The sequence below is a fragment of the Mesorhizobium sp. M7A.F.Ca.CA.004.12.1.1 genome (assembly GCF_003997835.1).
Lineage (GTDB): Bacteria > Pseudomonadota > Alphaproteobacteria > Rhizobiales > Rhizobiaceae > Mesorhizobium.
The window spans coordinates 1-3,021 of the sequence record NZ_RZRK01000732.1 but is presented as its reverse complement, the minus strand read 5'-3'; the positions used below and the strand labels follow the sequence as shown (position 1 = coordinate 3,021).

Below are 3,021 nucleotides of genomic sequence, written 5' to 3'. Positions count from 1 at the left end.
GTCGAGGTCCTGCAATGTCACCACGGCGGTGCCGGGCGCCAGATACTGGCCGATATCGATTTTCGGAATGCCCACCGTGCCGCCGAAAGGCGCCGTCAGCTGCTTCTGTTCGAGTACGGCCTGCAGCTTGGTGACCTGAGATGCCGAGGCCGAGGCCGCCGCACGCGCCGTGTCCAGCGTCGAGTCGGAGCCGACGCCACGCCTGGTCAGTTCAATGGCGCGGGCCAGCGAGGTCTGGTCGAGCGCGGCCTGCGCTTTCTGTGCGTCGAGATCGGCGCGCTCGACGGCGTCATCGAGCTGCAGCAGAACCGCATTGTCGGCCACCTTCTGGTTGGCATGGAAAAGGATGTCCTTGACGATACCGGTGGTCTCGACCGCCAGGTCGACACCGCGCACAGCCTTGACCGTACCGATAGCCTCGACGCCTGGCGTCCAGGCCGAAGGCTTGGCGATGGTGGTCGACACGGTTGCCGCCGGCGGCTTCATCGATGCGAAATACTGCTTGATGCCGTTGTCGCGCAGGAAGTTGAAGCCGACGATGCCGCCGACCACGACGACGAGCAGAGCCAGAACCAGAACAATGATAAAGATACGGAGTATGCGCTTGAACAAGGAAGTCCCCTCAGTCGAAATCCGGCGCGAAGCGCGGATATCGGGACACATATCGACTGCGGGTCCCGATTTCAAATAATGGCGGTCTTCCTGTACCGTCTGGACGGTCTTGTCAATTGGGCCTAAGCTTGCGATGGGAGGCCCCATGAGAGCCCAAAGACCGAATTCGCGCGAGAAGATTCTCGCCGCGGCGGCTGATGTTGCCCGGGAATCCGGACCAGGCAGCCTGTCGCTGGATGCCGTAGCCAGCCGTGCCGGCGTGTCGAAGGGAGGGCTCCTCTACAATTTCCCGACCAAGGCCAAATTGATGCAAGGTTTGGTCGAAGGCTATCTGCGTGAGTTCGAGCACGCACTGGAAGCCGCCCGCACAAATGACAAGGACGAAAATCCCCTGGCTGTCTACATCAGGCTGTCAGCCAATGATTGCGAGGAAAAGCAGCCGTCGGCGTCCTGGATTTTCTCGGCCATCGCCGAGGATCCCGATTTCATGATGCCGATAAAGACCTTCAAGAGGCAGCTTTTCGAGCGGCTGAAAGGTGAGACGCCGGATCTCAAATCGCTGTTAATCTGCTATCTCGCCATCGAGGGATTGCGCAGCATGAACCTCTTCGATTCGGATGTCCTGTCGAAAGATGAGCGAGAGCTTCTGGTATCGTCCCTGCTCGAGATCGCCAAATAGGCGTCGCCCACCCTATGTCTGGACCCCGCTGGTCGAAAGGCAGATTCCCGACACCATGAAGGCGCGCGGCATGACCGAGGAACAGGTCAAGCACGATGTGCTGCTCGCTGCCCAGCCGACCAAGGAATTCGTCACCGTCGATGAGCTTGCTGCGTTGACGCTGTTCCTGTGTTCGGACGCAGCCAGGCAGATCACCGGCACGACCTTGCAGATGGACGGCGGCTGGACGGCACAGTAGCCCGGCCCCGAAGGCTCAGCATTTGCTTCCGGCGGCCAGTAGCGGGGTGTCTCCTGGTTGGATTCCGCTGCTCGTTCGACGCGAGAGTTTCGGGATAGCGGCGATCAACTCTCGCGTATAGGCCTGCTGCGGACGATCCAGGACATCTTCCGTATTGCCATACTCAACCAGCTTGCCGTGCTGCATGACCGCAACGTGCTCGCAGAGATAACGCACCACGCCCAGATCATGGGAAATCAGGATCAGCGTCAGCGACAATTCGCGGCGCAGCCGCGCAAAGAGGCCGAGCACCTGGGCCTGGATGGTGACGTCCAGAGCGGAGGTGACTTCATCGGCGATCAATATCTCAGGTTCCAGCGCCAGGGCTCTGGCGATGCCGACGCGCTGCCGCTGGCCGCCGGAAAGCTGCGTGGTGCGTCGGTCCAGCAACTGGCGTGGCAATTCCACTTTTTCCATCAGCTCGCGGATCCGCTCCGGGATGTCTCTTTCCGGGCAGATGTTCTGTTGCCGCAGCGGTTCGGCCAGAGTTCGCGCAACCGTAAACGCCGGGTTGAGGGACATGAACGGGTCCTGGAACACCATCTGCAGTTTGCGAACCTGCTCCGGTCGGCGCTGCCTTAGCGCGCGATCGAGCGATTGGCCGTCCACCTCGATCTCTCCTTGTTCCGGCTGCACCAGGCCTGCAATGGCCCGGGCTATGGTGCTCTTGCCGGAACCGGACTCGCCGACGATCCCCAGTGCCCCACCGCGCCGCAATGCCAGCGAAACATTGTCGACCGCGCGCACGATCTGCGGCGGCTTGCGTGTCGCCCAGGCTGCAAGGCTCTGCCCTGGGTAGAAGTTCACGCACAGGTTCTTCACCAGGAGATGCGGTTCCGTCGCCACGGGGCATGCATGCGTGGTCGGCTTCATCAGCGAGGGTTGGGAAGCGATCAGGCGCTTCGTGTATTCATGGGCGGGGTCACGCAGGATCTGATCGACCGAGCCGATTTCCAGCACCGCGCCGTCCTTCATGACGACGACGCGGTCGCACATTTCCGCGATCACGCCAAGGTCGTGAGAGACCAGAATGACCGACAGCTTGCGTTCACGCCGGATGCCGCGGAGCAGGTCGAGTATCTGAGCTTGCACCGTGACATCAAGTGCCGTCGTGGGCTCGTCGGCAATCAGCAGTTTCGGTTCGCAGGCAAGGGCCGCCGCAATCATCACCCGCTGACGCATGCCACCGGATAGCTCGTGAGGATAGGCGCCCGCGCGCCTTGGCGCGTCCTTGATGTGCATGTCTTCGAGCAGTCCGACCGCCCGCGCATTGGCCTGCCGCCAGGATACGCCCTGATGGACCACCATCGCTTCTCCCACCTGACGCCCGACCGTCATGATCGGATCAAGATGCGTCGACGGGTTCTGGAAGATCATCGCCGCTTGCCCGCCACGCAGCTGGCCCAGATCGGCATCCTTCATGGCGAGGACATCGCTGCCCTCGAACATGATC

Annotated in this window: 3 protein-coding genes and 1 pseudogene; 2 read left to right on the top strand and 2 right to left on the bottom strand. The window is 61.7% G+C overall.

What is annotated here, in order from left to right:
* Positions 1-612: efflux RND transporter periplasmic adaptor subunit (locus tag EN984_RS28580; RefSeq protein ID WP_127384125.1), on the bottom strand; the 612-nt coding region annotated here is incomplete at its 3' end.
* Between the two features lie 145 nt (positions 613-757).
* Here EN984_RS28580 and EN984_RS28575 point away from each other — a divergent pair.
* Both EN984_RS28575 and EN984_RS28570 read left to right on the top strand, forming a co-directional pair.
* A complete protein-coding gene (locus EN984_RS28575; RefSeq protein ID WP_023811021.1) occupies positions 758-1,291 on the top strand; it encodes a TetR/AcrR family transcriptional regulator in 534 nt (177 codons plus the stop codon).
* 13 nt (positions 1,292-1,304) lie between these two features.
* Positions 1,305-1,529: pseudogene (locus tag EN984_RS28570) on the top strand (SDR family oxidoreductase); the annotation flags it as partial.
* 15 nt (positions 1,530-1,544) lie between these two features.
* Here EN984_RS28570 and EN984_RS28565 read toward each other — a convergent pair.
* Positions 1,545-3,021 (bottom strand): ABC transporter ATP-binding protein (locus EN984_RS28565; protein WP_164765708.1); only part of this gene is annotated, 1,477 nt, incomplete at its 5' end.

Coding starts and splice junctions, on each gene's coding strand:
- EN984_RS28575 (WP_023811021.1), top strand. CDS start 758: ATGAGAGCCCAAAGACCGAATTCGCGCGAGAAGATTCTCGCCGCGGCG.